General features: G+C 64.2%; 22 protein-coding genes, 1 tRNA gene and 3 rRNA genes (1 of these 26 running past the window's edge). 18 read left to right on the top strand and 8 right to left on the bottom strand.

Annotated features, from left to right (window positions below):
• From ACPRTJ_RS09540 to rrf (ACPRTJ_RS09525), 4 genes are all read left to right on the top strand, one after another.
• Positions 1-49 (top strand) — tRNA-Ala (locus ACPRTJ_RS09540) (it extends 27 nt beyond the left edge of the window).
• Between the two features lie 224 nt (positions 50-273).
• Positions 274-3,164 (top strand): 23S ribosomal RNA (locus tag ACPRTJ_RS09535).
• A gap of 138 nt (positions 3,165-3,302) precedes the next feature.
• Positions 3,303-3,418 (top strand): 5S ribosomal RNA (gene rrf / locus ACPRTJ_RS09530).
• Between the two features lie 111 nt (positions 3,419-3,529).
• Positions 3,530-3,645, top strand: a 5S ribosomal RNA gene (gene rrf / locus ACPRTJ_RS09525).
• 140 nt (positions 3,646-3,785) lie between these two features.
• Here the strand turns inward: rrf (ACPRTJ_RS09525) and ACPRTJ_RS09520 are convergent.
• The 5 genes from ACPRTJ_RS09520 to ACPRTJ_RS09500 all read right to left on the bottom strand — a co-directional run bounded on the left by ACPRTJ_RS09520 (position 3,786) and on the right by ACPRTJ_RS09500 (position 9,888).
• Complete coding sequence (locus tag ACPRTJ_RS09520) at positions 3,786-4,964, bottom strand: PepSY-associated TM helix domain-containing protein (RefSeq protein WP_043861335.1); 1,179 nt, start codon at positions 4,962-4,964, stop codon at positions 3,786-3,788.
• An 86-nt stretch (positions 4,965-5,050) separates the two neighbouring features.
• A complete protein-coding gene (locus ACPRTJ_RS09515) occupies positions 5,051-7,426 on the bottom strand; it encodes a TonB-dependent siderophore receptor (RefSeq protein WP_426429096.1) in 2,376 nt (791 codons plus the stop codon).
• A 221-nt stretch (positions 7,427-7,647) separates the two neighbouring features.
• Entirely contained in the window at positions 7,648-8,616 is a 969-nt protein-coding gene (locus ACPRTJ_RS09510; RefSeq protein WP_058541710.1) for a FecR domain-containing protein, read from the bottom strand.
• Complete coding sequence (locus ACPRTJ_RS09505) at positions 8,606-9,103, bottom strand: sigma-70 family RNA polymerase sigma factor (protein ID WP_054915945.1); 498 nt, start codon at positions 9,101-9,103, stop codon at positions 8,606-8,608. Before ACPRTJ_RS09505 ends, ACPRTJ_RS09510 begins: the two co-directional genes overlap by 11 nt.
• A 95-nt stretch (positions 9,104-9,198) precedes the next feature.
• Positions 9,199-9,888: a GntR family transcriptional regulator gene (locus ACPRTJ_RS09500; RefSeq protein ID WP_426428692.1), complete on the bottom strand. Its 690-nt coding sequence runs from the start codon at positions 9,886-9,888 to the stop codon at positions 9,199-9,201.
• A gap of 211 nt (positions 9,889-10,099) precedes the next feature.
• Here ACPRTJ_RS09500 and lapG point away from each other — a divergent pair, with 211 nt between their 5' ends.
• Together lapG and lapD are read left to right on the top strand one after the other, a co-directional pair.
• Complete coding sequence (gene lapG / locus ACPRTJ_RS09495) at positions 10,100-10,792, top strand: cysteine protease LapG (protein ID WP_043861331.1); 693 nt, start codon at positions 10,100-10,102, stop codon at positions 10,790-10,792.
• Between the two features lie 9 nt (positions 10,793-10,801).
• Positions 10,802-12,739: a cyclic di-GMP receptor LapD gene (gene lapD, locus ACPRTJ_RS09490; protein ID WP_253086549.1), complete on the top strand. Its 1,938-nt coding sequence runs from the start codon at positions 10,802-10,804 to the stop codon at positions 12,737-12,739.
• A 32-nt stretch (positions 12,740-12,771) separates the two neighbouring features.
• Here the strand turns inward: lapD and ACPRTJ_RS09485 are convergent, their stop codons facing one another.
• Complete coding sequence (locus tag ACPRTJ_RS09485) at positions 12,772-13,083, bottom strand: tryptophan synthase subunit beta (RefSeq protein WP_313326498.1); 312 nt, start codon at positions 13,081-13,083, stop codon at positions 12,772-12,774.
• A 168-nt stretch (positions 13,084-13,251) separates the two neighbouring features.
• On the opposite strand from ACPRTJ_RS09485, the gene ACPRTJ_RS09480 reads away from it, so the two are divergent.
• The 12 genes from ACPRTJ_RS09480 to ACPRTJ_RS09425 all read left to right on the top strand — a co-directional run bounded on the left by ACPRTJ_RS09480 (position 13,252) and on the right by ACPRTJ_RS09425 (position 24,191).
• On the top strand, positions 13,252-14,151 hold the full coding sequence (locus tag ACPRTJ_RS09480; RefSeq protein WP_426428689.1) for a TauD/TfdA dioxygenase family protein: 900 nt from the start codon (positions 13,252-13,254) through the stop codon (positions 14,149-14,151).
• Positions 14,152-14,171: 20 nt separating this feature from the next.
• On the top strand, positions 14,172-15,191 hold the full coding sequence (locus ACPRTJ_RS09475; protein WP_426428687.1) for an ABC transporter substrate-binding protein: 1,020 nt from the start codon (positions 14,172-14,174) through the stop codon (positions 15,189-15,191).
• A 4-nt stretch (positions 15,192-15,195) separates the two neighbouring features.
• Positions 15,196-16,059, top strand: a complete 864-nt coding sequence (locus ACPRTJ_RS09470; RefSeq protein WP_043861326.1) for an ABC transporter ATP-binding protein — start codon at positions 15,196-15,198, stop codon at positions 16,057-16,059.
• Positions 16,060-16,074: 15 nt separating this feature from the next.
• Positions 16,075-16,944 carry an ABC transporter permease gene (locus ACPRTJ_RS09465; RefSeq protein WP_054915880.1) on the top strand — a complete coding sequence of 290 codons (870 nt, stop codon included), beginning with the start codon at positions 16,075-16,077 and terminating at the stop codon, positions 16,942-16,944.
• 90 nt (positions 16,945-17,034) lie between these two features.
• Complete coding sequence (locus tag ACPRTJ_RS09460) at positions 17,035-17,847, top strand: tetratricopeptide repeat protein (protein WP_088513902.1); 813 nt, start codon at positions 17,035-17,037, stop codon at positions 17,845-17,847.
• Positions 17,848-17,944: 97 nt separating this feature from the next.
• Entirely contained in the window at positions 17,945-18,397 is a 453-nt protein-coding gene (locus tag ACPRTJ_RS09455) for a MarR family winged helix-turn-helix transcriptional regulator (protein WP_043861339.1), read from the top strand.
• Positions 18,394-20,484 (top strand): FUSC family protein, encoded by a 2,091-nt coding sequence (locus tag ACPRTJ_RS09450; RefSeq protein WP_088513901.1) that lies wholly within the window; start codon positions 18,394-18,396, stop codon positions 20,482-20,484. Before ACPRTJ_RS09455 ends, ACPRTJ_RS09450 begins: the two co-directional genes overlap by 4 nt.
• A complete protein-coding gene (locus ACPRTJ_RS09445; protein WP_043861322.1) occupies positions 20,481-20,693 on the top strand; it encodes a DUF1656 domain-containing protein in 213 nt (70 codons plus the stop codon). Before ACPRTJ_RS09450 ends, ACPRTJ_RS09445 begins: the two co-directional genes overlap by 4 nt.
• Complete coding sequence (locus ACPRTJ_RS09440; RefSeq protein WP_253086546.1) at positions 20,690-21,565, top strand: efflux RND transporter periplasmic adaptor subunit; 876 nt, start codon at positions 20,690-20,692, stop codon at positions 21,563-21,565. Before ACPRTJ_RS09445 ends, ACPRTJ_RS09440 begins: the two co-directional genes overlap by 4 nt.
• Positions 21,562-22,962 carry an efflux transporter outer membrane subunit gene (locus tag ACPRTJ_RS09435; protein WP_426428682.1) on the top strand — a complete coding sequence of 467 codons (1,401 nt, stop codon included), beginning with the start codon at positions 21,562-21,564 and terminating at the stop codon, positions 22,960-22,962. Before ACPRTJ_RS09440 ends, ACPRTJ_RS09435 begins: the two co-directional genes overlap by 4 nt.
• Positions 22,963-23,240: 278 nt before the next feature.
• Positions 23,241-23,483: a DUF2789 domain-containing protein gene (locus ACPRTJ_RS09430; protein WP_043861319.1), complete on the top strand. Its 243-nt coding sequence runs from the start codon at positions 23,241-23,243 to the stop codon at positions 23,481-23,483.
• A gap of 69 nt (positions 23,484-23,552) precedes the next feature.
• Positions 23,553-24,191: a hypothetical protein gene (locus tag ACPRTJ_RS09425; RefSeq protein ID WP_054915884.1), complete on the top strand. Its 639-nt coding sequence runs from the start codon at positions 23,553-23,555 to the stop codon at positions 24,189-24,191.
• Between the two features lie 3 nt (positions 24,192-24,194).
• Here the strand turns inward: ACPRTJ_RS09425 and ACPRTJ_RS09420 are convergent, their stop codons facing one another.
• Together ACPRTJ_RS09420 and ACPRTJ_RS09415 are read right to left on the bottom strand one after the other, a co-directional pair.
• On the bottom strand, positions 24,195-24,635 hold the full coding sequence (locus ACPRTJ_RS09420; RefSeq protein WP_043861317.1) for a CBS domain-containing protein: 441 nt from the start codon (positions 24,633-24,635) through the stop codon (positions 24,195-24,197).
• Between the two features lie 104 nt (positions 24,636-24,739).
• Entirely contained in the window at positions 24,740-25,366 is a 627-nt protein-coding gene (locus ACPRTJ_RS09415) for a LysE family translocator (RefSeq protein WP_043861316.1), read from the bottom strand.
• Between the last annotated feature and the right edge of the window lie 119 nt (positions 25,367-25,485).

Below are 25,485 nucleotides of genomic sequence, written 5' to 3'. Positions count from 1 at the left end.
CTGCCTTGCACGCAGGAGGTCAGCGGTTCGATCCCGCTTGGCTCCACCACCCCGCTTGCCAGTTTGTCAAAGCTTAGAAATGAATATTCGCGTCGAATATTGATTTCTGAACTTTATCAGAATCGTTCTTTAAAAATTTGGGTATGTGATAGAAAGATAGACTGGACAGCACTTTCACTGGTGTGTGTTCAGGCTAAGGTAAAATTTGTGAGTAATTACAAGTTTTCGGCGAATGTTGTCTTCACAGTATAACCAGATTGCTTGGGGTTATATGGTCAAGTGAAGAAGCGCATACGGTGGATGCCTTGGCAGTCAGAGGCGATGAAAGACGTGGTAGCCTGCGATAAGCTTCGGGGAGTCGGCAAACAGACTTTGATCCGGAGATCTCTGAATGGGGGAACCCACCTGGCATAAGTCAGGTATCTTGTACTGAATACATAGGTGCAAGAGGCGAACCAGGGGAACTGAAACATCTAAGTACCCTGAGGAAAAGAAATCAACCGAGATTCCCTTAGTAGTGGCGAGCGAACGGGGACTAGCCCTTAAGTGGCTTTGAGATTAGCGGAACGCTCTGGAAAGTGCGGCCATAGTGGGTGATAGCCCTGTACGCGAAAATCTCTTAGTCATGAAATCGAGTAGGACGGAGCACGAGAAACTTTGTCTGAATATGGGGGGACCATCCTCCAAGGCTAAATACTACTGACTGACCGATAGTGAACCAGTACCGTGAGGGAAAGGCGAAAAGAACCCCGGAGAGGGGAGTGAAATAGATCCTGAAACCGTATGCGTACAAGCAGTGGGAGCCTACTTTGTTAGGTGACTGCGTACCTTTTGTATAATGGGTCAGCGACTTATATTCAGTGGCGAGCTTAACCGAATAGGGGAGGCGTAGCGAAAGCGAGTCTTAATAGGGCGTTTAGTCGCTGGGTATAGACCCGAAACCGGGCGATCTATCCATGGGCAGGTTGAAGGTTAGGTAACACTGACTGGAGGACCGAACCGACTACCGTTGAAAAGTTAGCGGATGACCTGTGGATCGGAGTGAAAGGCTAATCAAGCTCGGAGATAGCTGGTTCTCCTCGAAAGCTATTTAGGTAGCGCCTCATGTATCACTGTAGGGGGTAGAGCACTGTTTCGGCTAGGGGGTCATCCCGACTTACCAAACCGATGCAAACTCCGAATACCTACAAGTGCCGAGCATGGGAGACACACGGCGGGTGCTAACGTCCGTCGTGAAAAGGGAAACAACCCAGACCGTCAGCTAAGGTCCCAAAGTTATGGTTAAGTGGGAAACGATGTGGGAAGGCTTAGACAGCTAGGAGGTTGGCTTAGAAGCAGCCACCCTTTAAAGAAAGCGTAATAGCTCACTAGTCGAGTCGGCCTGCGCGGAAGATGTAACGGGGCTCAAACCATACACCGAAGCTACGGGTATCACTTAGGTGATGCGGTAGAGGAGCGTTCTGTAAGCCTGTGAAGGTGAGTTGAGAAGCTTGCTGGAGGTATCAGAAGTGCGAATGCTGACATGAGTAACGACAATGGGAGTGAAAAACTCCCACGCCGAAAGACCAAGGTTTCCTGCGCAACGTTAATCGACGCAGGGTTAGTCGGTCCCTAAGGCGAGGCTGAAAAGCGTAGTCGATGGAAAACAGGTTAATATTCCTGTACTTCTGGTTATTGCGATGGAGGGACGGAGAAGGCTAGGCCAGCTTGGCGTTGGTTGTCCAAGTTTAAGGTGGTAGGCTGAGATCTTAGGTAAATCCGGGATCTTAAGGCCGAGAGCTGATGACGAGTTGCCATTAGGCGACGAAGTGGTTGATGCCATGCTTCCAAGAAAAGCTTCTAAGCTTCAGGTAACCAGGAACCGTACCCCAAACCGACACAGGTGGTTGGGTAGAGAATACCAAGGCGCTTGAGAGAACTCGGGTGAAGGAACTAGGCAAAATGGCACCGTAACTTCGGGAGAAGGTGCGCCGGTGAGGGTGAAGGACTTGCTCCGTAAGCTCATGCCGGTCGAAGATACCAGGCCGCTGCGACTGTTTATTAAAAACACAGCACTCTGCAAACACGAAAGTGGACGTATAGGGTGTGACGCCTGCCCGGTGCCGGAAGGTTAATTGATGGGGTTAGCTAACGCGAAGCTCTTGATCGAAGCCCCGGTAAACGGCGGCCGTAACTATAACGGTCCTAAGGTAGCGAAATTCCTTGTCGGGTAAGTTCCGACCTGCACGAATGGCGTAACGATGGCGGCGCTGTCTCCACCCGAGACTCAGTGAAATTGAAATCGCTGTGAAGATGCAGTGTATCCGCGGCTAGACGGAAAGACCCCGTGAACCTTTACTATAGCTTTGCACTGGACTTTGAATTTGCTTGTGTAGGATAGGTGGGAGGCTTTGAAGCGTGGACGCCAGTCTGCGTGGAGCCATCCTTGAAATACCACCCTGGCAACTTTGAGGTTCTAACTCAGGTCCGTTATCCGGATCGAGGACAGTGTATGGTGGGTAGTTTGACTGGGGCGGTCTCCTCCTAAAGAGTAACGGAGGAGTACGAAGGTGCGCTCAGACCGGTCGGAAATCGGTCGTAGAGTATAAAGGCAAAAGCGCGCTTGACTGCGAGACAGACACGTCGAGCAGGTACGAAAGTAGGTCTTAGTGATCCGGTGGTTCTGTATGGAAGGGCCATCGCTCAACGGATAAAAGGTACTCCGGGGATAACAGGCTGATACCGCCCAAGAGTTCATATCGACGGCGGTGTTTGGCACCTCGATGTCGGCTCATCACATCCTGGGGCTGAAGCCGGTCCCAAGGGTATGGCTGTTCGCCATTTAAAGTGGTACGCGAGCTGGGTTTAGAACGTCGTGAGACAGTTCGGTCCCTATCTGCCGTGGACGTTTGAGATTTGAGAGGGGCTGCTCCTAGTACGAGAGGACCGGAGTGGACGAACCTCTGGTGTTCCGGTTGTCACGCCAGTGGCATTGCCGGGTAGCTATGTTCGGAAGAGATAACCGCTGAAAGCATCTAAGCGGGAAACTTGCCTCAAGATGAGATCTCACTGGAGCCTTGAGCTCCCTGAAGGGCCGTCGAAGACTACGACGTTGATAGGTTGGGTGTGTAAGCGCTGTGAGGCGTTGAGCTAACCAATACTAATTGCCCGTGAGGCTTGACCATATAACACCCAAGCAATTTGCGTCGAAAGGCCAGATTGCGGTGTTGTGAAGACACAGTAAGCCGAAGATTTGTAACTCACGAACATCACATACCCGATTCGCTGGAGTGTCTGAACTAGACCTTCTGGCAACAGAATTTCTTGACGACCATAGAGCATTGGAACCACCTGATCCCATCCCGAACTCAGTAGTGAAACGATGCATCGCCGATGGTAGTGTGGGGTTTCCCCATGTGAGAGTAGGTCATCGTCAAGATTAAATTCCGAAACCCCTATCTGCATCTGCAGGTAGGGGTTTTGTCTTTAGAGTAGAAGCATCAAGAATTCGCCGGCACGTCGCAAATGTACGGGCCAGCACACAGAATTTCTTGACGACCATAGAGCATTGGAACCACCTGATCCCATCCCGAACTCAGCAGTGAAACGATGCATCGCCGATGGTAGTGTGGGGTTTCCCCATGTGAGAGTAGGTCATCGTCAAGATTCAATTCCAGAACCCCTGTCTGCGCTGCAGACAGGGGTTTTGTCTTTTCAGGGGCTAGGGTAGCGGGTTGTTCCTGCCACCCTCTGCATCGGCCAGGCCGGCCCCTGCACTCAATGGGCTGCAGGAGCCGACCTTCAGTCTATGCAGTGCGCCGAGCCCGGCTACTGCGCCGCGCCAGCAACTTGCGCCACCAGATATACACCCCTGTCACCGACAGCACCGCAATCACTACCCCCAGCACCGCGATCATCACCTGGCCTGTAGTGCCGAGGATCCTGCCGCCATGTATGGGTAGTTGCAGCCGGTAGAAGCGTTCCCCCAGGGTGCCCTGGCCAGCGATCTCCTGCCCCAGCAGGCGCCCGTCGGTGCCATGGAAGAACAACCACGACTTGCCCTGGGCATCGGTGTCGTGCTGTCCGAAACCGGCGCCATAGAAGTTGTACTCGAAGCTGTAGTACAACTCGCCGATCGGCGCCGTCAGCCCCAGCCGCTGGCCCTCCTGCTGCGCCAGCTGATGGGCTTGATGCCATGTCAGCTGGGTCTGCCCCAGTTCTTCTCTGGGCAGCCTGCCACGGGCCTCATAGACGCTTGGTTCCACCGGCGAGAACAGCGACACTGCCGGCTTGAACACCTGGCTGGGCAGGTTCATCGCCACACTGCTGACGGCCACCGGCAACAGCAGCAGCCACAGCCACAAGCCCCCAGCCCTGTGGATATCCATGTTCAGTCGATACGCATGCCCGCCCTTGATCTTCCAGGCCGTGCTCCATTTGCGCCAGAACGGACGACCACGGGGCAGGGTCAGCAGCAGGGCGATGAAGCAGTCGAGCACCCACAGGATCGCCACCACGCCCATCAGCCACAGCCCCCAGTTGCCCGGCAGGGTCAGGTTGTAGTGCAGCTCGAGGACGAACGGCATGAAGTTCTCCCGCGAGAAACAGCACTCGCCCCAGTAGCGCTGGCCCAACGTCTGGCCGCTGACCGGGTCGAGGTAGAACACCGTGTTTTTCTCGGCATACGGCTTGTCGGTGGCCGGGTCGTTGCGCGGCACCATCGCCAGCAACGCCGAATGGCCGGGCTCGTCGGGGTATTCCATGTACCACACCTGCAGGCGCGGGTGTTCGGCCTGCACCTTGTCCACCAGGTTGCCGGGGTCCTGGCGGGGGCCTTGCGCCGGGGCTTCATAGAACGAAGGGTTCAGCCATTCGTCGATCTCGTGGTTGAACGCCAGCACGCTCCCGGTGAGCCCTGCCAGGGCAAGGAACAGCGCGGTGGCCAGGCCGATATAGCGGTGCAGCAATACGTAGAGGTGGCGCATATAAAAGGATTCCAGATCAGGTCGCCAGATGCGACAAAGCCAGCGCCTGGAATCAGGCACTGGCTTTGCGGCTCACGGGGGTGTGGTCAGAACTGATAGCTGACCGTGGCGCTGACATTGCGCTCTTCACCCATGTAGCAGTAGTTCAGGCTCGCGCACGAGGCGATGTAGCTCTCGTTGGTGAGGTTGTTGGCATTGAGCCGCACATCCACGCCCTTGAGCCCGACCTTGCCCAGGTCGTAGCCAACCGACGCATCGAACAGGGTGTACGACGGTACCTTCATGGTGTTTTCCGCATCCACCCAGCTGTAGCCCACGTAACGCACGCCACCGCCTACGCGCACACCGTCCAGCACCCCCTGGCGGAAGTTGTAGTCCGCCCACAGCGAGGCCATGTGCTTTGGCGCCTGGGTTGGCGAGTTGCCCTTGTTGTCGAGTGTGCTGCCAGCCAGAGTGCTCGGCATCGTCTTGCTGTACTCGATGTCGGTGAAGGTGTAGCTGCCCAGCACCTTGAGGTTCTCGCTCAACTGCATGTGCGCTTCCAGCTCCAGACCCTGGGAGCGTACCTGCCCGACCGGGTAGTAGAAGTCGTCCTGCGGCTGTTTGGTGGCCAGGTTCTCCTGCTCGATGCGGAACACCGAGGCGGTGAACAGGTTGTCGGTGCCCGGCGGCTGGTACTTGATACCGGCCTCCCACTGGGTGCCTTCGGTCGGTGCCAGCGGGTTGCCGGCGGCATCGGCGTAGGAGTTGGGGTTGAACGACTCCGAATAGCTCAGGTAAGGCGCAATACCGTTGTCGAACAGGTACAGCACGCCCGCGCGGCCGGTGAGCTTGGTGCGGTCATCGCTGATCTTGGTGCCCAGTGGGCGGGTAGGCTCGGCGATACGATTCTCATCCGAGGTCTTCACCCAGTCCTGCCGCAGCCCCAGCGAGAAGCGCCACTTGTCCAGCTCGATCAGGTCCTGGGCGTAGATGCCGGTCTGCTGCAGGCGCCGGGTGTAGCTGGTCGGTGCGTAATAGGTGATCTGCGAATTGCCGTACTGCGGGTTGAACGCATCGATCGACGCCAGGCCGCCGCTGCTCCAGTCCACCACGGTCTTGCGTCGCTGGTAGTCCAGGCCCACCAGCGTGGTGTGCTTGGCCGCGCCGGTGAAGTACTCGGCCTGCAGCATGTTGTCGATGATGTAGGAGTGCAGCTTCTCGTCGGCACCGGTGTAGTAGCGGTTCAGCTTGTTGCTGGTGGGCGACTCATAGCCCCAGGCGTACACCTGGTCCATCTTCACCGTCGAGTCCAGGTAGCGGAAGTTCTGGCGTGCGGTGAACACATCGTTGAAGCGATGCTCGAACTGGTAGCCGAACGACTGCTGATTGCGCTCGTAGCTGTCGATGCCCGGCTCGCCCTCGAAGAAGTGTTCCGAGATACGCTGGCCGTTGCGTTTGTGCAGCGCGCCATCGGCGGGCACGCCGGCGTGGTAGCCGCCTTCCGGATCGTTCTGCAGGTAGGCCTGCAAGGTCAGCGAGGTGTCCTCGGTGAAGTCGATGCTCAGGGTCGGCGCCAGCGCATAGCGCTTTTCTTCGTTGTGATCGAACTGGGTGTCGGACTGATGCGTCAGGCCGGTCAGGCGGTAGGCGATACGCTTGTCGTCGTCCAGCGGGCCGCTGAAGTCGAAGCCCACCCCACGCTGGCCCTGGGTGCCGACGGTAGCCTGCACCTGGCGGAAGGTCTCGTACAGTGGCTTCTTGGTGGTCAGCGCCACCAGGCCACCTGGCGAACTGCGGCCATACAGCACCGACGACGGACCTTTGAGAATATCCACGCGCTCGAGGAAGTACGGGTCGATCTGCATGGTGCTGAAGGTGCCGCTGTCACCCATCGACTTCAGGCCGTCGATGTAGATGTTGTCCACCGAGCCATCGTTGAAGCCGCGCATGGCCACATAGTCATAGCGGTGGGTCGCGCCATACGGGTTGGTCAGCACGCCCGGGGTGTAGCGCATGGTCTGCGAGACCGTCTGCGCGCCCTGGTCGTCCATCTGCTGGCGGGTTACCACAGACACCGACTGCGAGGTCTCCAGCAGCGCGGTGCTGGTCTTGGTCGCGATCTGGCTGTGGGTGGCGTTGTAGCCCTCCATGCTGCCCAGCGCGTTGCCCAGGGCAAAGCCGCGCACGTCGGTGGTAGGCAATGCCAGTGCGGCGTCCTGCGGGGCCGCATGCAGCACATAACTGGTGCCATCCTGGCTCACCGCCTCCAGCCCCGTGCCATTGAGCAACTGGCGCAGCGCCTGGTCGGTGGCGTAGCTGCCCTGCAGGCCGGGCGATTGCGCGCCGTGGGTCATCTGCGGGGTGCTCGACAGCGTGATGCCGGCCTGGCGTGCGAACTGGTTCAGCACCTCGTCCAGCGAGCCGGCGGGGATGTTGTACTGCTGGCTGGCGCTGCCCGCAGGTTCGGCCATCGCTACCATCGGCACGCTGGCCAGGCCCAGCGCGGTACCGAACAGTGCGGCGCGCACCGCCTTGCCCAGGCGTGAATCTAAGAGAGGTTGAAACTCATTACTGTCAGTGAGCCGCGGCTGGGCCAGGGTATCGCGCATGAAGAGCATCCGTAGGGTCGGTAAGGGCAGAAGGGAGTCGCTTACTGTCCTAGCCGGACGTGCCGACAAAACCCGCCAAAAAAATCAGCGCATCACGCCTGGCGTTCCAGGCGTACCCACCAGCGCGTGCGATAGCTCACATGTACCGGCAGGGTCTGCGGCAGCAGGTGCAGCAGCTTGTCGGTGTCTTCCAGGCGGAACACCCCGGACAGGCGCAGGTTGGCGATATCGTCGGAGCAGCTCAGGTAGCCGTGGCGGTAGCGCGCCACCTCGTCGATGAAGTCCCCCAGGCGCATGTTGCGCGTGACGATCAGGCCATCGGCCCAGGCACCGGGGTCCATGTTCTGCTGCGCCACGGGTGTGGCGCCCTGGGCATTCACCAGAAAGGCTTCGCCAGCAGCCACCCATTGCAGCCCGGCGGGGCCGGGGTGATGGATCGCCACCTTGCCCTGGCTGACCGTGACGCGGGTGCAGTCGCGCTCCTGGCGCACCACGAAGCGCCCATCGAAGCCTTCGAGCAGCGCATCGCGGCTCTGCACCAGCAACGGCCGCCCAGCCGGGCCGAGCGGGTGTTCGGCGCAGGTCAGCATCAACTCCCCGTGCTTGAGGCGCACCAGGCGCTGGCGGCTGTCGAAGGCCAGGTCTGCCGCGGTATGGGTATTGAGATTGAGCAGGCTGCCATCGGGCAGGCGGACGCTGCGCCGCTCGCCGGTGGCCGTGGCGAAATCCGAGGTCCACGGGTCGAGCAGGCCAATGTCCTTGCTGACCCAGGCCGCTGAGCCAAGCATCACCACGCCGCCCAGCAGCTTCAGGGCCTGGCGCCGGTGCAGCCGCTGCTGGCTGTTCTCCAGGGTCTGCAGGGCGACGACACCGGCGCCCGGCACCGCACGCAGGTTCATTTCCTGCTGCAGGCTGTGCACCCGTTGCCAGGCCAGTTCGTGCTCGTGGCTGGCGCTGCGCCACTGCTCGCACTGGGCCTGCAACTGCGGGCTGGCGCCGTTCTCGCGCACCCGCAGCATCCAGTGAATGGCCTGCTTGACCACGCGCGGGCTAGGGTTCATAGCGCAGCAGGTAGCAGTGATAGAGGGCGTCGGCCACATACCGCTCCACCGAGCGCAGCGAGATACCCATCTGCTCGGCGATCTGCTTGTGGCTCAACCCTTCGCACTGGGCCAGCAGGAACGCGGTGCGCACCTTGGGCCTGAGGCCGTCGAGCAGGCACGCAATGCGTTCCAGCAGTTCCAGCAGCAGCTCGCGGGTCTCCGCTGATGGCACCTCGGCCTCGGGCAGCTGCGCCAGGGCTTCGAGGTAGGCACGCTGCAGCTCTTCGCGGCGCCAGTGATCGATCACCAGCCCGCGCGCGATGGTGCGCAGAAACGCACGCGGCGCATTCAGCTCCAGTTGTTCGCGCCGCTGCAGCAGGCGCACGAAGGTGTCCTGGGCCAGGTCCGCGGCATCGGCCGCATTGCCCAGGCGGCAGCGCAGCCAGGTGTTCAGCCAGCTGTGGTGTTGCTGATAGAGCCTGTGCACAGAGTCGTGGGAGGACATGAAGGCGCGCTGCAACCAAGGTCATAAATGATAATTAGTCTCATTGTTATGGGGCCTTGCGCAATTTGCAACCACTGACCGACCCGGCGGCGCGTTCAGCCCTGCGGCTGGCTGGCCAGGTACTGCCTGATGGCCTGCATGCCCTTGTCCAGGTGCTGGGTCAGAAGCTGTACAGCTTCGTCCACCTGGCCGGCCTGGGCTGCGTCCACCAGCGCGATGTGATCGTCCTGGGTCAGCTTGCCCAGCCCCATCGACGACAGATGAAACCGCAGGAAGCGCGCCTCTTCGCTCAACTCGTTGTCGATCAGGCGCAGCAACTTCTGATTGGGCGCCTTGCGGTACAGGGCCATGTGCAACAGGCGGTTGAGCTGGCCCATCTCGGCGTGCCGGGTCTCGTTCTGCAGTTGCTCGATGTAGCCCCGGGCCAGGGCGATGTCCTCGGCGTCCAGCAGCGGGATCGACTGGCGCAGCGCCTCGCTCTCCAGGATCACCCGCAGCCCGTAGGAGTCCATCGCATCTTCGCTGATCAGCGGTGCCACCACCGCGCCCTTGTGCGTCACCACCTGCAGCAGCGACTGCGCCTCCAGCTGACGCAGGGCCTCGCGCACCGGCATGCGGCTGACCCCGAACAGCGTCGCCAGCTCCTGTTGGCGCAACGCCATGCCGGGTGCCAGGCGCCCGTCGAGGATGGCGCTGCGCAGGCGCTCTTCGATCACGCTGCGCGCCAGGTGAGCAGGCACCTGCTCGTCACCCAGAATGCTCAGGAGTTTGATTTTTTCGGCCACGCTGACTGCCCTGCTAGCAAAGATTGGATCCAATGACCCTAGTGATGACGGTTGCGCCTGTCAAATTCAGGCCGGCGCGGGCCTGCGGGCGTTCGCGGCGGCTATCCTGAATGAAGTCGCAGCGCTTTGGAAGCTTGCCGCCGTGCGCCATTGTCTTTTGCCCGCCCAGCCTGCACCATCGCGATTCCACGATCTGCATGGACCGCCGGCCTTGGCGATACGTTGGGCTTTGCCTCTGACCCCGCGCCGGGCTGGCCTGGCGCTGTTGCTCGGCTGCGTATTGCTGGGCAACCTGCGCGCGGACTGGGACTTTTCCCAGATCAGCCGCAAGGCCCAGGCCCTGTACGGCCCCCTTGGTGCCGGCCAGCAGCGTATCGATGCCTGGCAGCAGTTGCTTGCCACCCAGCGCCAGGGCAGCGAAGCCGAGCGCCTGCAGGTGGTCAACCAGTTCTTCAATCGCCAGTTGCGCTACGTCGAAGACCCCGAACTGTGGCAGCAGGCCGACTACTGGTCCACCCCGATCCAGTCACTGATCAAGGGCGCCGGCGACTGCGAAGACTACGCCATCGCCAAGTATTTCAGCCTGCGCCGCCTGGGTATCCCCAGCGAGAAACTGCGCATTACCTACGTCAAGGCGCTGCGCCAGAATCGCGCGCACATGGTCCTGACCTACTATTCCACTCCAGAGGCGATGCCGCTGGTGCTCGACAGCCTGATCGACACCATCGAGCCGGCCAGCCAGCGCACCGACCTGCTGCCGGTGTATGCCTTCAATGGCGAGGGCCTGTGGCTGACCGGGGCGGGTGGCAATCGCAAGGTCGGCGACAGCAAGCGCCTGTCGCGCTGGCAGGATCTGTTGAAGAAGATGCAGGCCGAGGGGTTTCCCACCGAGCCGGCTTACTGAGGATTGCGGATGTCACTGTTCAAGCAATTGTTGCTCGCCATCTGCCTGTTTCTGGTGGTCGCCTTCAGCGGCAGCTTCATGGTCGGCCTGGAAAGCTCGCGCAGCCAATACGTCAATCAGCTGCGCGCGCATGCGCAGGACGCCGCCACCGCGCTGGCGCTGTCGCTCACGCCGAACATCGACGACCCGGCAATGGTCGAGCTGATGGTCAGCTCCATCTTCGACAGCGGCTACTACGCCAGCATCCGCGTGATCGACCTGGGCCCCAATGCCCTGCTGGTGGAGCGTCACGCCGAGCCGGACAGCAGCGGTGTGCCGGCCTGGTTCATCCGCCTGATCAACCTGGAGCCGGCCGGCGGCGATGCCATCGTCAGCCGCGGCTGGCAGCAGGCGGCGCGGGTCGAGGTGGTCAGCCACCCGATGTTCGCCCTGGCCAAGCTGTGGCGCAGCGCGCTCGGCAGCCTGGCCTGGCTGCTGGCCTGCGGGGTGGTCAGTGCACTGCTGGGGGCGCTGCTGCTGCGCCGTCAGCTGCGACCGCTGGACTACCTGGTGGCGCAGTCCCAGGCCATTGCGCGTCGCGAGTTCCTCAGTGCGCCGCGCCTGCCGCGCACCCCGGAGCTGCGCCGGGTGGTGCAGGCCATGAACCAGATGGTCGAGAAACTCAAGGCGCTGTTTCTCGAGGAGGCCCAGCGCAGTGAAGCCCTGCGCGCCGAGGCCTGGCAGGACAGCCTGACCGGCCTGGGCAACCGGCGCTTCTTCGAGATGCAGCTGTCTGCCCGGCTCAGCGCCCAGGACGAAAGCCCTGGCTACCTGATGCTGGTGCACGTGCAGGACCTGGCCGGGCTCAACCTGCGCCTGGGCGGCCAGCGCACCGATGCCCTGCTGCAGGCTCTTGCGCAGCAGGTGCAGCGAGTGTGCGCGCACTATCCCAAAACCCTCGACCTGATCGCCCGTAGCCGTGGCGGCGAGTTCGCCGTGCTGGCACCGGGGCTGGTGCATGACGAGGCCGTGCACCTGGCCCAGGAACTGGAGCAGACCCTGCACAGCCTGTACGACACCGGTGCTTCCGACCGTAACCCGGTGGCCTGGATCGGCCTGGCCCCCTACAGCCCGGGCGACGCCCCGCAGGCCCTGCTCGAGCGCTGCGACGAAGCCCTGGCCCAGGCGCAGAGCCAGCAGCTGCCGACATGGGTCTGCCTGCCCGCGCACGCCCCGGCGCTGCTGGACCACGACTGGCATGCCCTGCTGCAACACGCCCTCGACCAGCGCCGCTTCGAGCTGTTCTTCCAGCCGGTGGTGGCGACGCACGAGCTGGGCCGCGTATTGCAGTACAAGGTGCTGTCGCGCCTGCCCGACGGGCATGGGCAAACCCTCCCCGCCGGGCGCTTCCTGCCCTGGCTCGAGCGTTTCGGCTGGTCGATCCGGCATGACCTGCTGATGCTCGAACAGGTGCTGGCCCACCTGCAGCGCCATGACCAGGCGCTGGCGCTGAACCTGTCGGCGGCCACCCTGGCCGACCCCCAGGCGTTGCAGGCGGTGTACGGGCTGCTGGGGCGTCATGCGGCGCTGGGCCCGCGCCTGACCCTGGAGATCGGCGAAGAGCAGTTGCCCGACCAGGCCGCGCTCGAGCAGCTGGCACGGCAACTGGGCGCGCTGGGCTTCAAGCTGAGCCTGCAGCACTTTGGCGGGCGCTTCAGCATGATCGGCAACCTGGCGCACCTGGGCCTGGCGTACCTCAAGGTCGACGGCAGCTTCATCCGCGCCATCGATCAGGAGCCGCACAAGCGCCTGTTCATCGAGGCGATCCAGCGCGCAGCGCACAGCATCGACCTGCCATTGATTGCCGAGCGGGTGGAAACCGAAGGCGAACTGGAGGTGCTGCGCGACATGGGGATTTTCGGGGTGCAGGGGCGCTTGATCGGCGAGCCCCGGCCCTGGGCGCCGTAGTGGCTTCTTCGCCGGCCAGGCCGGCGAAGCTGCTAGATCAACGGCCGCTCCTCATCGATCAGCTTGTTCAACCCCCCCATGGTCTGGCGCGCGCTCGAACGGCTGAGCAGCTTGGCCTGTGCGCTCGCCGGCAGGTCGGTGATGCTGATCACGCCCTTGCTGGTCAGTACCTCGATCAAGTCCTCCAGCACCCGGATCATGTCCAGGTCGCTCTGCTGCAGCTTCTTGGCAAACCAGGCCTGAGCCTCCGGCGAATCGTTGGGCAGCGCTTCGTTCTCCTCGGCAAAGGGCGTCGACTCCAACCGCACGATATGCCCACGGGTGTCGCGTTGCACATAGAACATGGCTTTTCCCCCTGATGACATCTGCTTGATGGCCTCAGCAGCATAGGCCACGCGAGGCGGACAACCCTCTCTATGCTTATTCTCTAAAGGTATTTAAATTTTTTTTCTTATGCATTTATATTTATTTCCACGCGCAGTTACCGACCCGACACGTGGGAGTGAAAAGATATGTCAGCGGCCCCTGGCGCCTTGTCGTACACCGACAGCGCCCAACCCCAAGCCTTCGAGATTCGTCCGTTTGCCGGTGCCGTGGGCGCCGAGATCATCGGCCTGGACCTGAGCCGTCCGGTCAACGCTGGCGATTTTGCGCGCATCCACCGCGCGCACCTGGACCACCATGTGGTGGTGTTCCGCGACCAGCGCATCACCCCCCAGCAGCAGGTCGACTTCAGCCGCCGTTTCGGCGTGTTGCAGATCCACGTGCTCAAGCAGTTCCTGCTCGGCGGCCACCCCGAGATCCTGATCGTCTCCAACATCATCGAGAACGGCCAGAACATCGGCCTGGGCGATGCCGGCAAGTTCTGGCACTCGGACCTCTCCTACAAGGAACTGCCCAGCCTGGGGTCGATGCTGCATGCCCAGGAGCTGCCCAGCGAGGGCGGCGATACCCTGTTCGCCGACATGCACAAGGCCTGGGACCAGTTGCCCGCCCACCTGCGTGCCGCCGTCGAAGGCCGCAGCGCCGCGCACTCCTACACCGCGCGCTACAGCGAAACCAAATTCGAAGGCAACTGGCGCCCCACGCTCACCGCCGAGCAACTGGCCCAGGTGCAGGAAGTGATCCACCCGGTGGTGCGTACCCACCCGGAAAACGGGCGCAAGGCGCTGTTCGTCAGCGAGGGCTTCACCACCCGCATCGTCGGCCTGCCCGAGGACGAAAGCCGCCATATCCTGGCCGAGCTGTACGCCCACAGCGTGCTCGAACACAACATCTACCGCCACCAGTGGCAACCCCACGACCTGGTGTTCTGGGACAACCGCTCGCTGATCCACCTGGCCGCCGGCTGCCCCGCGCACCTGCGTCGCAAGCTGTACCGCACCACCATCCAGGGCGACGCCCCGTTCTGACCCGTCTTCAGGAGTACCGCATGCGCAACTCAATCAGCCGCCTGGCGGCCAGCATCGGCCTGGGCGTCAGCCTGCTCGCCGGCAGCCTCGTCGCCCCCGCCACGGCCCAGGCCGAAGGTGAAATCCGCATCGCCGAACAGTTCGGCATCGTCTACCTGCTGCTCAACGTGGTGCGCGACCAGCACCTGATCGAGAAGCACGGCAAGGCCCAGGGCATCGACATCAAGGTCGACTGGACCCAGCTCTCGGGCGGCGCCGCGATCAACGACGCGCTGCTGTCCGGCTCGGTGGACATCGCCGGTGCCGGCGTCGGCCCGTTGCTGACCATCTGGGATCGCACCTACGGCCGCCAGAACGTCAAGGCCGTGGCCTCGCTGGGCAACTTCCCGTACTACCTGGTCAGCAGCAACCCCAACGTCAAGACCATCGCCGACTTCACCGAAAAGGACCGCATCGCCCTGCCGGCGGTTGGCGTCTCGGTGCAGTCGCGCTTCCTGCAGTACGCCGCCGCCCAGCAGTGGGGCGACAAGGACTACGCGCGCCTGGACAAGTACACCCTGGCGGTCCCGCACCCCGACGCCACCGCCGCGCTGCTGGCCGGCGGCACCGAGCTCAATGCGCACTTCTCCAACCCGCCGTTCCAGGACCAGGCGCTGGCCAACAAGAGCGTGCACGTGGTGCTCGACACCTACGACCTGCTCGGTCCCAACTCGCCCACCGTGCTGTTCGCCACCGAAAAATTCCGCAACGACAACCCCAAAACCTACCAGGCCTTCGTCGACGCCCTGGCCGAGGCGGCCGACTTCGCCCAGCACGACAAGGGCGCGGCGGCCGATACCTACATTCGCGTGACCAAGGCCAAGATCGACCGCGAGGCGCTGCTCAAGATCATGGACAACCCGCAATACGAATTCAGCGTCACGCCGAAGAACACCTACAAGCTGGCCGACTTCATGTACCGCATCGGCGCGATCAAGCACAAACCCGAATCGTGGAAGGACTACTTCTTCCAGGACGCCAAGCCACTGCAGGGGAGCTGAGCGCATGACCGCCCGCTTGCCAGGCCACACGGCCAGCAACCTGAGCCCCGTGAGCGCACCGGCGCTGCTGCAGGTGGACAACCTCAGCCTCGAATACCGCACCGCCCAGCGCGTGGTGCGGGCCACCCACCAGGTCAGCTTCGAAGTGGACAAGGCCGACCGTTTCGTCCTGCTCGGCCCCTCAGGTTGCGGCAAGTCGACCTTGCTCAAGGCCGTGGCCGGCTTCATCGAGCCCCGTGAGGGCGCGATCCGCCTGCAGGGCCAGCCGGTGCACGGGCCGGGCCCGGACCGCATCGTGGTGTTCCAGGAGTTCGACCAGCTGCCGCCGTGGAAAACCGTCAGGCAGAACGTGATGTTCCCGCTGCTGGCCTCCGGCACGCTCAAGCGCGCCGAGGCCGAACAGCGCGCCCTGCATTACCTGGACAAGGTCGGCCTGGCGGCATTTGCCGATGCATACCCGCACACCCTCTCCGGCGGCATGAAGGCGCGCGTGGCCATCGCCCGGGCGCTGGCCATGCAGCCCAAGATCCTGCTCATGGACGAACCCTTTGCCGCCCTCGACGCGTTGACCCGGCGCAAGATGCAGGAAGAACTGCTGCTGTTGTGGGAGGAGGTGCGCTTCACCCTGCTGTTCGTCACCCACTCCATCGAGGAGGCGCTGGTGGTGGGCAACCGCATCCTGCTGCTGTCGCCGCACCCGGGGCGCGTGCGCGCCGAGATCCACAGTCACCAGTACGACCTGCACAGCCTGGGCGCTGCCGACTTCCAGGCCAGCGCGCGGCGCATCCATCGTCTGCTGTTCGACGATGATGCCGCCGCCGAGCAGGACGCCGCCCTGGATTTCACCGACATCCGCATCGCCTACTGACCGGGAGCCCCACCGATGACCACCTCTGCACCGGCTCCGCGTCAGGAGTACGAAGTCACCCTTGAACCCCTGCTCAGCGTACCGCTGGAACGCGAGCTGCCCCTGGGCCAGCGCCTGTGGCAACAGGGCTGGCTGCGCAAGAGCCTGATCCTGATCCTGCTGGCGCTGGCCTGGGAAGCCGTGGCGCGCTATCAGGGCAACGACCTGTTGCTGCCCAGCTTCCTGCAAACCGCCGCGGCGCTGTACGACGGCCTGCTCAGCGGCGAACTGCCGGCCAAGGTCGGGGTGTCGCTGGTGGTGCTGCTCAAGGGCTACCTGCTGGGCATCGTGCTGGCCTTCGGGCTCACCAGCCTGGCCGTGTCGACCCAGATCGGCCGCGACCTGCTCAGCAGCCTGACCTCGATGTTCAACCCGCTGCCGGCCATTGCCCTGCTGCCGCTGGCGCTGCTGTGGTTCGGCCTGGGCGACAACAGCCTGATCTTCGTGCTGGTGCACTCGGTGCTGTGGGCGCTGGCGCTCAACACCTATGCCGGCTTCATGGGTGTGTCCGAAACCCTGCGCATGGCCGGGCGCAACTACGGGCTGCGCGGCTTGCGTCTGGTGGTGCACATCCTGATTCCGGCGGCGCTGCCGTCGATCCTGTCGGGGCTCAAGATCGGCTGGGCGTTCGCCTGGCGCACCCTGATCGCCGCCGAACTGGTGTTCGGTGCCACCAGCGGCAAGGGCGGGCTGGGCTGGTACATCTTCCAGAACCGCAACGAGCTGTACACCGACAAGGTGTTCGCCGGCCTGGCCGTGGTGATCCTCATCGGCCTGCTGGTCGAGAGCCTGGTGTTCAATACCCTCGAGCGCGTCACAGTACGGCGCTGGGGCATGCAGCGCTGAGCGCATCGGGGCGACAAAAGTGCGTGTCCTTGTCTAGGCTTGCCTCACAGGGTGGCATGGGCCACCCACCGGTCAGTCAGGGATGAACCGTTGTCTGCTGCCAGCACCATCTACCCACTGCTCGCGCGGCTGTTGCCCAGGGTGATCGCCCCCGATCCGGGCGGGCAGACCCAGCGCCACACGGCCGGCATCGGCATGCCGGCCCAGCGTGCGGTGCTCGGCAGGGGCTTCTGCCTGGTCAACCGCCTGGACGAAGCCGTCGACCTGCAGGCGGTGTATGCCGACCTGCGCCAGCAGGCGCTGGATGGCAGCGTGGTGGCGCTCAACGACCTCGGCTGGGTATGGCTCAACGGCAAGTACTGGCGTGCCGAACCGGCCCTGGCCGGGCGCCTGCTGCGCATGGCGGCGCTGCAGGGCAGTGCGGTGGCCTGGTACAACCTGGGCCAGCAGCACTATTTCGGCAAGGGCGTGACCATCGCCTACGCCAGCGCCGCCGAGTGCTACCGGCAGGCCTTCGAGCGCGGCCTGGACGAAGCCGCCGCGGCGCTGGGCGACCTCTACGAAGAAGAGATCTGCGATACCCACCTGCAAACCTGGCAGGTCGATCCGCAGCGCGCCTACGACTGGTTCATGCAGGGCGCCCAGCGCGGCGATGGGCGCTGCCGGTTCGAGATCGGCTACCGCCTCCTGCATGGCCAGCAGGTGCGGGCCGATGCCAGGCTCGCCGTGTACTGGCTGGAGCTGGCGGCCGCAGCGGGGGTGATGCCGGCGGCCGAGGAACTGGCCATGCATTTCAGCGTGGCCGGCAACCCCATGCGCTACCTGTTCTGGCGCGACCGGGCGATCAGCCTGGGCAGCCCGCGGGCGCTGACCCTGAAACACGAAGACCAGTACCGGCGCTGACCTCGGCCGACGGATGCCGCATTGCCGCTATTGACGCCCGGGGCGTTGATCGAAGAATATTGATAGTTAGCAAACTATGAATCTCGACACCTTGCCCATGAATCTTGATGCACTGCAACTGAACATCAGCAGCGGCATGGTCGCGGCCAGCCGTCACTGGCGGCGCATCTGCCAGGCCACGCTGGTCGGCTACGGCATCTCCGAAGCCTGCGCGGTACCACTGCTGATGATCGTGCGCCTGGGCGATGGCGTGCACCAGGTGGCGGTAGCCCAGGCCGCAGGGCTTGAAAGCCCGTCGCTGGTGCGCCTGCTCGACCAGCTGTGCAGCGCCGGTTTCGTATGCCGCAGCGAAGCCCCCGGTGACCGCCGCGCCAAGGCCCTGAGCCTGACCCCGCGCGGGCGCGAGCTGGCCGAGGCGATCGAGGCCGAGCTGGTGCGCCTGCGCCGCCAGGTGCTGCACGACATCCCGCCCGCCGACCTCGAAGCGGCGCTGCGTGTGGTGCGCGCCTTCGAAGACGCCGCGCAGCGCTCGCCGGGCGTGCCTTCATGAAGGACTTCTTCAGCTCCATGCCGCCGGCGCGGGACTGGTTCTACGGCGTGCGCACCTTCGCCGCGTCGATGATCGCCCTGTACATCGCCCTGCTCATGCAACTGCCGCGCCCCTACTGGGCGATGGCCACGGTCTACATCGTCTCCAGCCCGTTCGTCGGGCCCACCAGCTCCAAGGCCCTGTACCGCGCCCTGGGTACACTGCTGGGCGCGGCGGGGGCGGTGTTCCTGGTGCCGCTGCTGGTACAGACCCCGGTGCTGCTCACCTGCGCCATCGCCCTGTGGACCGGCACCCTGCTGTTTCTCTCGCTGCACCTGCGCACCGCCAACAGCTACGCGCTGATGCTGGCCGGCTACACCCTGCCGATGATCGCCCTGCCGGTGGTGGACAACCCGCTGGCGGTATTCGACATCGCCTCCTCGCGGGCCCAGGAAATCTGCCTGGGCATCGTCTGCGCGGCGGTGGTCGGGGCGATCTTCTGGCCGCGCCGGCTCACCCCGGTGGTGGTCGGCGCCACCGGCAACTGGTTCGCCGAGGCGATCCGCTACTGCGACACCTTTCTTGCCCGCCAGGCCACGCCCGAAACCGTGGGCGGGCTGCGCGCCTCGATGGTCACCACCTTCAACTCGCTGGAGATGATGATCGGCCAGCTGTCCCACGAGGGCGCGCGGCCGCAGACGGTCAAGAATGCCCGCGAGCTGCGCGGGCGCATGATCCACCTGTTCCCGGTGATCGACGCCCTCGACGACGCGCTGCTGGCCCTCGAAGGCCGCGCCCCGGCACAGGCGGCGCAACTGCAAGGCTTGCTGGAGCAGGCCCGCAGCTGGTTGCAGGCCAGCGCCGAAGACGCCTCGGTGGCGCGCTGGACGGCCCTGCGCGAGCAGCTCGAACGCCTGCAACCGAGTGTCGCCGCCCTCGACGAGCGCCCCGGCCTGCTGCTGTCCAATGCCCTCTACCGGCTGGGCGAATGGATCGACCTGTGGCAGGACTGCTGCAGCCTGCAGCACGCCATCCGCGACGAAGACCTGTCGCCCTGGCGCGCGGTGTACCGGCACTGGCGCCTGGGCCGCCTGACGCCGTTCTTCGACCGTGGGCTGATGCTCTACTCGGTGTTCTCCACCTTCACCGCGATCCTCGCCGCCACCGCGCTGTGGATACTGCTCGGCTGGCCCGACGGCGCCAGCGCCGTGATCCTCGCGGCGGTGGCGTGCAGTTTCTTCGCGGCCATGGACGATCCCGCGCCGCAGATCTACCGGTTCTTCTTCTGGACCACCCTGTCGGTGGTGTTCGCCAGCCTCTACCTGTTCCTGGTGCTGCCCAACCTGCATGACTTCCCGATGCTGGTACTGGCGTTCGCCGTGCCGTTCATCTGCGTCGGCACCCTCACCGTGCAGCCGCGCTTCTACCTGGGCACCTTGCTCACCATCGTCAACACCGCCTCGTTCATCAGCATCCAGGGCGCCTACGACGCGGACTTCCTGACCTTTGCCAACGCCAACCTGGCCGGCCCGGTGGGGCTGCTGTTCGCCTTCATCTGGACCCTGGTGGTGCGCCCGTTCGGCGTGGAGCTGGCGGCCAAGCGCCTGACCCGCTTCAGCTGGCACGACATCGTCGGCATGACCCGCCCGGCCAGCCTGGCCGAACACCGGCGCCTCGGCGTGCAGATGCTCGACCGCCTGATGCAGCACCTGCCGCGCCTGACCCAGACCGGCCAGGACACCAACAGCGCGCTGCGCGACCTGCGCGTGGGGCTCAACCTGCTCGACCTGCTGGCCTACATGCCACGGGCCACGCCGCCGGCACAGGCGGCGCTGGCGCAGGTGATCGCTGAGGTGGGTGCGCACTTTCAGGCGTGCCTCAAGGCCCGCCGCCGCCTGCATGCGCCGGCCGACCTGCTGCGCAGCATGGAGCGTGCGCGGCATGCCCTGAACCTTGAGGCCATGGCCGACTGCGGGGAAACCCGCGTGCACCTGCTGCATGCCCTGAGCGGCCTGCGCCTGGCGCTGCTGCCGGGGGTGGAGGTGGTGCTGGAACCGTCCGACGATCAACCGCAACTGCCCTACGGCATCGATGGAGCCCCCCTGTGATCGGTGAACTGGATATCAGCGGGGTATTTCTGCCCACGCTGCTGGTGATGATGGTGTTCACCTATGTGCTGTTCCTGGGGGTGCACGCGGTACTCACGCGCCTGCACTTCTACCGCCTGGTCTGGCACCGGGCGCTGTTCAACGTTGCTCTCTACGCCGTGCTGCTGGGCACGGTCGACCACTTTTGCCGAAGCCTGATGCTGCCATGAAAAAACCCTTACTGACCCTGGGCCGCGTGGTCCTGACCCTGCTGGTGGTAACGCTGGCAACCGTGCTGGTGTGGCAGATGGTGCTGTACTACATGTTCGCCCCCTGGACCCGCGACGGCCACATCCGCGCCGACGTGATCCAGATCGCCCCCGATGTGTCCGGGCTGATCCAGCAGGTGTCGGTACGCGACAACCAGGTGGTCAAGCGCGGCGACGTGCTGTTCAGCATCGACCAGGACCGCTTTCACCTGGCTCTGCGCCAGGCCCAGGCGACCCTGGCCGAGCGCCGTGAAACCCTGGCCCAGGCGCAGCGCGAGGCGCGCCGCAACCGTGGCCTGGGCAACCTGGTGGCACAGGAGCAGCTCGAAGAAAGCCAGTCGCGCCAGGCCCGCGCGCAATCGGCCCTGGCCGAGGCGCAGGTGGCGGTGGACGCGGCGCAGCTGAACCTCGACCGTTCGGTGGTACGCAGCCCGGTCGACGGCTACCTCAACGACCGCGCCCCGCGCGCCCACGAGTTCGTCAGCGCCGGGCGCCCGGTGCTGTCGGTGGTCGACAGCAACTCCTACCACGTCGATGGCTATTTCGAAGAGACCAAGCTGGGCGGCATCCATATCGGCCAGGCCGTGGATATCCGCGTGATGGGCGACGACGCGCGCCTGCGCGGTCGCGTGCAGAGCATCGCCGCAGGCATCGAGGACCGTGACCGCAGCAGTGGCGCCAACCTGCTGCCCAACGTCAACCCGGCGTTCAGCTGGGTGCGCCTGGCGCAGCGCATACCGGTGCGCATCGCATTCGACGAGGTGCCGGAAAACTTTCGCATGATCGCCGGGCGTACTGCCACGGTGTCGATCATCGAGGATGCCGCCCGATGAAACGCTTTGCGCTGCTGGGCGCAGGGTTGCTGCTGTCGGCCTGCCAGATGGTCGGGCCCGACTACAGCGTGCCCAAGGAGGCGGCGGTCAATCGCGGCGACCTGCAGGGCGCGCTGCGCAGCGACGCCGACAGCGTGGTCTCGGAACCGGTGCCCGCCAACTGGTGGCACCTCTACCAGGACCCGCGTCTCGACGCGCTGGTCAACCAGGCGCTGGCCGCCAACACCGAACTGCGCGTGGCCGCGGCGAACATCGCGCGGGCGCGGGCACAGGTCGAGGAGGCCGAGGCCCAGGGCGGGTTCAATGGCGGGGTCAAGCTGGGTGCGCAGCGCCTGCAGGAGTCCGGCGAAGCCTTTCTGCAACCCGACAAGGTGCCGGTGGCCAACATCGGCGAGGCGATCCTCAGCGCCTCGTACCAGTTCGACCTGTGGGGCACGCTCAAGCGCGGCGTCGAGGCCGCTCAGGCCCACGCCGACGCCACCCAGGCTGCCGCCGACACCGCCCGCATCACCCTGGTGGCGGATGTGGTGCGGGCCTACACCCAGGTGTGCGCGGCCAACGAGGAATACCACATCGCGCGGGCCTCGCTGGACCTGCAGGAGCAGAGCGTGACCCTCACCCAGCGCCTGCGCGATGCCGGGCGCGGTGACGAAACCCAGGTGACGCGCACCGAGACCCAGTTCAAGTCGCTGCGCGCCGAACTGCCGCGTTACCAGGCCATGCGCGAGGCGGGCCTGTACACCTTGTCGATGCTGCTGGACAAGCCGGTCGAGCAACTGCCGGCGGGTACCGCGCACTGCGCCGAGCTGCCGCACATAGCGCAACGTGTGCCGGTGGGCGATGGCGCCGCGCTGCTCAAGCGCCGCCCCGACATCCGCCAGGCCGAACGCAGCCTGGCGGCGGCCACTGCCGGCATCGGCGTGGCCACCGGGCAGCTGTACCCGGACATCAGCATCGGCGCGCAGGTGGGCACCATCGGCATCCTCGAGAACCTGGGCAAGCCGGCGACCAACCGCTGGGGCTTTGGTCCGCTGCTGACCTGGACCGTGCCCACCAATGGTTCGCGGGCACGCATTCGCCAGGCCGAGGCCTCGACCCAGGCGGCGCTGGCGCATTTCGACGGGGTGGTGCTCAACGCCATCCGCGAGACCCAGACCAGCCTGGCGCAGTACAGCGCGCTGCTTGACCGGCGCGACGCGCTGGCCGAGGCCGAGCGCTCGGCGCAACTGGCGGCCGACCAGACCCACCGGTTCTTCAAGGCCGGGCGTGAGTCGTTCCTGGCCGACCTGCAGGCCACGCGCACCTACACCGACATGCGTGCGCAGCTGGCGGCGGCCAATACCCAGGTCGCGATGGGGCAGATCGGCTTGTTCCTGGCGCTGGGCGGCGGTTGGTAGCAACCGCTATCTTGCAAGGCCATTCTGGCCCGCTCCCACATGGGCAGCGGTGATCCTTGTGGGAGCGGGCTTGACCCGCGATTGGGCCGCAAAGCGGCCCCCACCCACCCTCGAGCGACGCCATCGGCATCGGAACGTCTGCATGTACCGCAACTGCAGCGACTAAACTCCAGCGGTCGGGACCGGCGGTGAAATTAAACGCCTACCCGACTGACCTCGAACGACCTGTGCGCTGTCTACCCCATTCAACCCGGCCTGACGCCCAGAAGGAGTGACCCATGGAAGCACCTACCCACAGCTTTAGCGCCCTGTTCAAGCAGCTTGGCCTGCCCGATGATCCCAAAGGCATCGACCAGTTCATCACCAGCCACTCGCCGCTCAAGGGCGACATCAAACTGGTGGATGCGCCGTTCTGGACGCCGGCACAGCGCGAATTCCTCAAGGAGGCGATTCTGGAGGATGCCGACTGGGCCGTTCAGTTCGACCAGCTCAACGAGGCGCTGCGCAATCCCCGCAAATAAGCGCTGAGCGGCACCTGTACCTGCAGTTGGCGTTGCTATGCTCAGAAAAACAATAAGGGGATGGCGCCAATGAAAGATCCCTACGCACCCGGCTTCTGGGCGGCCGTGACCGCCCTGGGCCTGCTGAGCACCGGCTACTTCTACGGCGTTCGCCAGCTCTACCAGCTGGTGGAGGCCATGCACTTCATGTACGCGGCCGCCGCCGTGATTGCGGCGCTGGCCCTCACGGCCCTGGCCTGGAGCAGCTGGCAGCAGCTCAAGGTGCGCAAGCGCCAGCTAGAGCAGGGCCGCACCCTGGTGGCCATCTGGAACACCAAGGTTGCCCTGCGCCGGGTCGAAACCGTATTCGACCGCTACTTCTGGGGCAGCTACTGGCAGCCGGGGCGCACCTTTCAGGAAGTGATGGGCGAGCTTGAAGGCACCCCGCTCGAACAGAGCCTCGAAGCCCTCAAGCGCCAGTGCCAGCAGCTCGACCAGCAGACCCGCGGGCGCCACCGCTATTGGCTGAACAACGCCCGCGAACTTTCCAGCGTGGCCACGGCCATGGCCCGCGAACGCTACCAGCTCGACCTGTGCGACTCGCAGCAGAGTGCCGGGCGCGGCAGCGCCGTGCTCAACCGCGACCTCGAAGTGCTGGTGTACACCTGGTCGGCGCGCCTGCGCAGCTTCGACCACCAGCTCGACGAGCTGGAGGGCGAATACCGCTGAGGTTCATTCGCCGCGGATGTACTGCTCCAGTTGCAGGATCAGGTTGGCCTGTTCGGCAATCGCCGCCTTGACCAGGTCGCCAATCGACAGCAGACCGATCAGCTGGCCGTTCTCCACCACCGGCAGATGGCGCAGATGGCTGTTGGTCATCAGGTTCATGCACACCTCCACGCTCTGGTGCGGGTCTACCGTGACCACCGGTGCGCTCATGATGTCGCGTACCGGCGTGCCCACCGACGAACGCCCCTTGAGCACCATCTTGCGGGCGTAGTCACGCTCGCTGATTATCCCGACCACCTGGCCGTCATCGACCACCGGCAAGGCGCCGACGTTCTTCTCGCCCATCACCATCAGTGCCTCGAGCACCGTCTGGTGCGACCTGATGGTGTGTACCGCATGGTGTTTTTCTTCTTTGGTATTGAGCAGCTCTTTCACGGTTTTCATGTGCAGCCTCGGCGGTGGATAAGCGGCGATGCCTATCCCCTAAGAATCGTGCACGGATGCCCACTCGGCAAGGTTGAAAACGCCATGGGGCCGATTGAAAAACGTCATGCTCCGTCGAAACCGCGCATCAGCATCAACGCCACGCCTGTCAGCAGCACCGCCGTGGCCCGTTGCAGCAGGCGCCGACGCGCCGGTTGCTGCAGCACATGACGGATGCGCTGGCCGAAATAGCAGTACAGGCAGCCGCTGGCAAATTGCAGCAGCAGGAAGGTCAGGCCGAGTACGGCGATGTCGCGGGTGTGGCTGGCAAACTGCGGGAACACCGCGCTGAACATCAGGATGCTCTTGGGATTCGACAGCCCGGTCAGCAGGCCCCTGGCGAACAGCGCCCGGAAACCCTCCAGCGCCGGCCCGCCGCTATCGCCCAGCGCCAGCCCGGTACTGGTCCACTGCCGCCAGGCCAGGTACAGCACATACGCGACCCCCAGGGCCTGGATCAGCTGGCGCACCAGCGGGTAGCCCTGGATCAGCGCCGAAAAGCCCAGTGCAAACACCAGAATCGACAGCAGGTAGGCCACGCTGGCGCCCAGTTGCGCCGGCAGCGACTGGCGCAGGCCGGCCTTGAGGCCCAGGCTCAGCAACAGCAGGGTCATCGGCCCGGGGCTGAAGGTCATGCTGGCGCAGAACACCACGAAGTAACCGAAAGAGGAGGGCGTCAGGCCGAGGCTCATGGGGCAGTGCTCACAGTGCAAAGGCCGCAGTCTAGAGCGCGGGCCACGCTGCGGGCAGGCCAAGCAGCGGGCAATCGCGCCCGACTTTACTGGTAGGATTACCGGTAAACCTGTGGAGA

The organism is Pseudomonas palmensis, assembly GCF_049942755.1.
Taxonomy (GTDB): Bacteria; Pseudomonadota; Gammaproteobacteria; order Pseudomonadales; family Pseudomonadaceae; genus Aquipseudomonas; species Aquipseudomonas palmensis.
The sequence above is the reverse complement of the archived record's forward strand: the minus strand, read 5'-3'. Positions and strand labels throughout refer to the sequence as shown.